Consider the following 6,552-nt stretch of genomic DNA (forward strand, 5'->3'; position numbering starts at 1 on the left):
CCATAACGTCAAGTTAGTAAGACCCCTTGAAGACGACGAGGTAGATAGGGCAGAGGTGGAAGTGTGGTAACACATGGAGCTGACTGTTACTAATAGGTCGAGGGCATAACCAGAACAGGTGATAGGAACAAGATGGATGAAAAAAACTTTGTATGCAGTTTTGAAGGTACATGTGAAATAAAAATGTTGAATGACAGTTTTGGTTGTTCAGCATTTTTTTTGTATACTAAAAGATAAGAAAAGGTATAAGTGATTAAAATTGTACTTAGGAAAAAACTTGTATTTCATATGAAAATAACGTACAATAAATTCGACAATTTAATAATGAAGGTTATTTGAAGAAGGAGACAACACATGAAAAGAAGAGTGACAAGTATTCTTTTAGTGTTCACAATGGCTGTTTCTATTGCACTGACAGGTTGTTCAGGTGATAAGAAAGAGACCAAGTCGAAGACGGAGAATGAACTTTCAGGAAAACCAGTCGAAGGGGGAACCATCAAAGTAGGTATATCCCAGGATTTAGACAGTCTTGACCCACATACGGCAGTATCGGCAGGAACGAAAGAGGTTTTATTCAATATTTACGAAGGTCTGGTAAAACCAGACAGTGACGGAAATTTAGTAGAAGCTGTAGCAAGCAGTTATGAAATTTCAGATGATGCAAAGAAATATACATTTACTTTGCGTGATGGTGTGAAATTTCATAATGGTAATGAAGTTACAGTGGATGATGTAAAATATTCGATCGATCGATGCGCCGATACTTCTAATGGAGGTCCATTAGTATCGGCGTATTCTATTATTGACAGTGTAAATATTCTGGATGATAAGACTGTTGAGGTTTGTCTGACAGAACCAAACACAGAATTTCTGGCATATATGACAACAGCAATCGTGCCGAAAGATTCTGCTGATACACTGGCAACAAATCCAGTGGGAACAGGCCCATTCAAATATGTATCCCGCAATCCGCAGGAAAATATTATCCTTGAGAAAAATGAAGATTATTGGGGCGAAAAAGCACATTTGGATAAAGTGGAATTTAAGATTGTTGCAGATGCAGATATGTTGATAACAAACTTAAAGGGAGGTTCCATTGATATGGTCATGCGTCTGACAACAAGCCAGGCAGCAGAATTGAAAGATGGATTCCATATTGAAGAAGGAACAATGAACCTTGTACAGGCATTGTATTTGAATAATGCTGTAGAGCCTTTGAATAATGAAAAAGTCAGACAGGCTCTTTGTTATGCAATCAATCCGGATGAAATCATGGATATGATGGCAGATGGAAAAGGTGTTCGTGTAGGTACAAGCATGTATCCGGGGCTGAAGAAATATTTTGACGACGAGTATACGAATTATTATGAGCAAGACTATGATAAGGCAAAGAAACTGCTTAAAGAAGCAGGATATCCGGAAGGATTTGATCTTGAGATCACAGTAAGCTCAGCAGATCAGCCACATGTTGATACAGCACAGATCATCCAGGAAGAACTCAAGAATATTGGTGTTAATGTGACAATCAAACCGGTAGAGTGGGAAGTATGGCTGGAGGATGTATATTCAAATAAAAATTACCAGTCAACAGTTGTCGGAGTAGATGCATCAGCACTGACAGCAAGAGCAATGCTGGAAAGATTTACAACAGACGGTCATGGAAACTTTATTAATTTCAGCGATAAAGAATATGATGAAGTATTCAAGAAAGCAATCGCAGAGACAGATGATACAAAGCAGACAGAGTTGTATAAAGAGCTGGAAGGAATTTTGGCAGAGCGTGCAGCAAATGTATATATTCAGGATTTGGTAAATCTGGTAGCAATCAGTGATAAATTTGATGGTTACAAGTTTTATCCATTATATGTGCAGGATATGTCTACAATGTATGCTGTAGAATAATATGTCATGCACAGAATGACATGCATTTCACAGTAAGAATGACAAGGACATTTTAGATAAAAAAAGAAAGTAAATCTGGCAAAAACAGATTGCCGGATGTTATATCAGGAGGGTAAGTATGAAATACGTAATCAAAAAAATTACAGGTCTTATAATCGCATTATTAATTGTCAGTATGCTTGCCTTCCTTGCTTTTGAAATCATTCCGGGAGATCCGGCCAGAACAATTCTCGGGACAGAGGCAACAGAGAGTAAGGTCCAGGCATTGCGGGAGGAGATGGGATTAAACCGTCCTTTGCCGCAACGATATGGACAATGGGTGACAGATTTCTTAAAAGGTGATATGGGAACATCATATTATTATCAGGAGCCTGTCTCGAAAATGATTGGAGATAAAATACCGATTACTATAGCAATGACAGTGATCGCATTTGTATTCATTTTGTTATTGACAGTACCAGTTAGTTTGCTCAGCGTTCGGTATGAAAATCGATTTATTGATCGCTTTTTCCTAATATTTAATCAGATCACAATGTCGATACCTCCATTCTTTATAGGGATTATATTTACGGTGTTATTTGGTTTGATATTTCACTTCTTTACACCGGGAGATTATATTTCTTATACAGAAAGCGTGAGTGATTTTATTGGATATTTAATATTACCATCTTTGGCAATCGCATTGCCAAAGGCTGCAATGACAATAAAAATGTTTCGGAATTCTTTAATCACAGAAATGCATCAGGATTATGTAAGAACAGCATTTAGTAGAGGAAACAGTCCGGGGCGAGTACTGATTTGTCATGCCTTTCGAAATGGAATCCTTCCGGTTATTACATTTTTAGGAGTAGCAATTGCAGATATTATTGCAAATAGCATTGTAATCGAGCAGGTGTTTGGGATTCCGGGAATGGGGAGAACACTGATCTCATCTATTTCTAAGAGAGATTATCCTGTAGTAGAAGCGATTATTGTACTGATTGCAGTAGTGATACTTGTTATTAATATGATTACAGATTTAATGTACAAGGTACTGGATAAGAGAATTGAGATATAAATATGAAGAAAATAAGTTTGAAAAAGAAAAGACAACAGAATATATCACACAATTATGCAACAGGTCTGGCAATCACAATAGTGATGTTTGTTCTTATTTTGATTGGCATGTTATGGACGCCATACGATCCGGATGCGATGCAAGGATCATTAAAATTGCAGGGACCGAGCCTGTTACACTGGTTCGGGACAGATCAATTTGGAAGAGATGTGTTGAGCCGTGTCTTAAGCGGGTCAGGAAGTACATTACTAATTGCCTTAGGAACCATTATAATCGGTGGCGGAGCAGGGATTATTATAGGAGCTGCGACAGGTTATTTTGGCGGCTGGTTTGACGAGGCATTAATGAGGATTAATGATGCAGTTGCAGCATTTCCAAGTGTATTACTTGCACTTGTGATAATCAGTATTGCAGGGACAGGAAAATATAAAGTTATGATTGCACTTGGGATTGCATTTATCCCAAGTTTTGCACGTGTAGTAAGAGGCGAATATATGCGGCTTCGTGAAGCTGATTATGTGATCAGTGCAAAATTAATCGGCGTAAAGACACCACGGATTTTGTTTGTACACATACTGCCTAATATTTTGCCGGCACTATTATCAGCGATAGCAATAGGATTTAATAATGCAGTCTTAGCAGAAGCAGGGCTTAGTTATCTGGGAATCGGAGTACAGCCACCAGATGCTTCACTTGGAAGAATGTTGTCAGAATCACAGACTTATTTGGCAAGTGGTCCGTGGTGTGCAATTTTTCCAGGACTATTTTTAGTATTACTTGTTCTTGGAGTTGGATTGTTAGGAGAAGGGATTCTAGATCAATTTGGAGGTGGAAGATAATGCTGAAAGTAGAAAATCTTACCATTCGTTTCGAAGATCGGGAAGCAGGACAGGAAGTGGTAAAGGGAATTTCTTTTTCCGTAAAGGAAGGGGAAATACTTGGGATTGTCGGAGAATCTGGTTCAGGGAAAACAATGACAGCTCTGACTGTGATGGGATTGTTAAAAAAACATGCATTTCTGGATAGCGGAAACATTTATCTGGAAAATCTGGATTTGCTGCAATTAAATGAAAAACAGATGAGAACGGTTCAGGGAAATGATATTAGTATGATATTTCAGGAGCCAATGACCTCTTTAAATCCAACGATGAAAATAGGGCGACAGGTGGAAGAGGCATTGAAGCTGCACACCAATATGTCCAAAAAAGAAAGACAGGAAAAAGTATTAAAAGCATTGGAAGATGTGGAACTGGAAAATCCTGAATTATTGATAAAAAAATATCCATATGAATTATCGGGCGGTATGCGTCAGAGAGTGATGATCGCAGCTGCAATCGTGTGCCGACCAAAGTTGTTGATTGCAGATGAACCGACAACTGCATTAGATGTAAATACGCAGGAAAGTATTTTGAAGTTGATGAAGAAGTTAAATCAAAAATACAAGATGAGTATTTTATTCATTTCACATAATTTACGTGTAGTAAATGAAATTTGTTCGCGAGTGGTCGTAATGAAAAATGGAGAAATCGTAGAAGAGGGAGAAACAGAAGAAATATTTAAAAACCCACAACATGAATATACAAAGCAGTTGATAGAAGCAATTCCTACGCGTGTACAAAAGAGAAAAATAGTGCTGAAATAGAAAAATAATGTTACATATAGTAGAAAATGCATATAAATGGAGGAGGAAATAGGATGCAAGATAAAGTATTGGAATTGAGTAACGTGAATGCCTATTATAAAGATGGTAAAGTGCGAAAACAGATTCTAAATGATATTTCCTTCACGTTATATGAAGGTGAGATAGTCGGACTCGTAGGAGAAAGCGGAAGCGGAAAGACGACATTATGTAAATGTATTCTCGGATTGCTGAAGGATTACGAGGGGAATATCATGCATTATACAAATCGGCCACAGATGGTTTTTCAAGATCCGTTTAGTTCATTGAATCCAAGAAAAACGATAGGCTGGATTTTAGAAGAATCTTTGAAAATACAAGGAAAAAGGTCAAAAGAAGAGCGAAGAAAAAAAGCAGAAGAAATGCTGGAGCTGGTGCATTTGCCGAAAGAATTTTACAGCAGATATCCAAGAGAATTAAGTGGCGGTCAGAGACAGCGTGTTAGCATTGCCCTGGCATTGATAACCGGGACGAAGTTTGTTCTGGCAGATGAACCTCTTTCCGCATTAGATGTAACTGTGCAGGCACAAATCATACAACTGTTGAAGGAGTTGCAGGAAAAAGAAAGGATTAGTTATTTGTTTGTATCACACGATTTGGATGTGGTGGACATGATATGTGATCGTGTGCTGTATCTTAAGGATGGTGTTGTGAAGGAAATCTAAAAAATAGTGTATGGACTAAAATTCTTCCTTTTGGAATAGGTAATCCATAAAATGCTGGCGTGCTGACTTGCTAAGTTCACGACTGACGCCAATCTTACTTCCGTTATCCATAAGAAACATCGTTCCGTCGAAATCAACTGCATGTTGCATGTTAATGATTGTCCCTCTGTTGCAGATAAAGAAGCGGGAATCCTCCATTAACGGAGCCGTAAATGTTCTAAAAGACTGTCGGATGACCAGTTCTTTTCCTGCTGTTGTAAAAATACGAATCATATGAGAAAAATGTTCTGCGTGAATAATTGTCTTGAATGGCACCTGAAGGTCGCTTCCGTTTATTTTCAGTTCAAGTATTTTCTCAGGAGCCGGGAGCCGGGATAAAATCTCATCGATCAAAGAAATAAGCTCCTCTTCACTATACGGCTTTACAAGATAGTGCATAGCACGGACTTGAAAACCTTCCAGTGCATGATCTTGTGATGTGGTAGTAAAAATTATCATACAGTCTTTATTGAATTTTCTAAAATTCCTTGCAATCTCAATTCCGTTTATACCATCCATATAAATATCCAGAAATAAAACTGTGAAGTTCTGATTTTTTGAAGCTTTAAGAAATGCCTCTCCGTTCTCATACTCATAGAAATGAAATTCTATATTTTTTTGAAGTAAAATCTTTTCTAATCGTTTTCGTAGCAGAATACGTTCTTCTGCAATATCATCAACAATAGCAATTGTCATACGAAATCCTCCCCAATTTGTATCTGTTTAGAGCAGATACGAAAATCTTGACATAATGCTAGTATACCACAGAATAACGACTCGTGCCATTTTCTGACAATTCGTGTCAACAATATTGATAAAAACGGTGTCAAAAATATAATGATAGTAAATATGAATGTCAGAAAGCAAATAATACGGGGAGATATCTGAGATGATGGATTTGGGGGGATTGAAGATGCAAAATTTTAATGATGTGTATCCGCAAGTTATAGAAAGGGCAAGTTGAGGATGCAGAATTTCAATGAGAAGCATCCTCACGTTATCGAAAACGTGGGATGTAGATGCAAAAATTGCGAAGGAAGTATCTTTAAATCCCAGATAAGGCAAGATGCAGATGCAATTGTACATATAATGGACCCCATAGTGTGGACACACCAAACAGACAATTAGGTCACTTTTTAAGATAGCTTTCCAAGTTGTAGACACGAATTAAGCTGGTACTACTTTCTCTCATTGTCTTAATTCCAACTTGT

6 protein-coding genes and 1 rRNA gene are annotated in these 6,552 nt (G+C 37.7%); 6 read left to right on the forward strand and 1 reads right to left on the reverse strand.

Annotated elements, in window-relative coordinates:
- The 6 genes from D8Q48_RS16785 to D8Q48_RS16810 form a co-directional block, all read left to right on the forward strand.
- Nucleotides 1–113: ribosomal RNA gene (locus D8Q48_RS16785) — 23S ribosomal RNA — on the forward strand; the annotation flags it as partial.
- Between the two features lie 241 nt (nucleotides 114–354).
- On the forward strand, nucleotides 355–1,902 hold the full coding sequence (locus D8Q48_RS16790) for an ABC transporter substrate-binding protein (protein WP_121057363.1): 1,548 nt from the start codon (nucleotides 355–357) through the stop codon (nucleotides 1,900–1,902).
- Between the two features lie 118 nt (nucleotides 1,903–2,020).
- A complete protein-coding gene (locus D8Q48_RS16795) occupies nucleotides 2,021–2,959 on the forward strand; it encodes an ABC transporter permease (protein ID WP_022075792.1) in 939 nt (312 codons plus the stop codon).
- 2 nt (nucleotides 2,960–2,961) lie between these two features.
- A complete protein-coding gene (locus D8Q48_RS16800; protein WP_121057365.1) occupies nucleotides 2,962–3,798 on the forward strand; it encodes an ABC transporter permease in 837 nt (278 codons plus the stop codon).
- Nucleotides 3,798–4,601, forward strand: coding sequence for an ABC transporter ATP-binding protein (locus D8Q48_RS16805; RefSeq protein ID WP_117992141.1), 804 nt, complete (start codon nucleotides 3,798–3,800; stop codon nucleotides 4,599–4,601). The genes D8Q48_RS16800 and D8Q48_RS16805 overlap by 1 nt, the downstream gene beginning before the upstream one ends.
- 53 nt (nucleotides 4,602–4,654) lie before the next feature.
- Nucleotides 4,655–5,302 (forward strand): dipeptide/oligopeptide/nickel ABC transporter ATP-binding protein, encoded by a 648-nt coding sequence (locus D8Q48_RS16810; RefSeq protein ID WP_121057367.1) that lies wholly within the window; start codon nucleotides 4,655–4,657, stop codon nucleotides 5,300–5,302.
- Nucleotides 5,303–5,317: 15 nt separating this feature from the next.
- On the opposite strand, the gene D8Q48_RS16815 is transcribed toward D8Q48_RS16810, so the two are convergent.
- Nucleotides 5,318–6,037, reverse strand: coding sequence for a LytTR family DNA-binding domain-containing protein (locus tag D8Q48_RS16815; protein ID WP_121057369.1), 720 nt, complete (start codon nucleotides 6,035–6,037; stop codon nucleotides 5,318–5,320).
- Nucleotides 6,038–6,552: the final 515 nt, after the last annotated feature.

This window comes from Ruminococcus sp. B05 (assembly GCF_003628495.1).
Taxonomy (GTDB): Bacteria; Bacillota; Clostridia; order Lachnospirales; family Lachnospiraceae; genus Schaedlerella; species Schaedlerella hominis.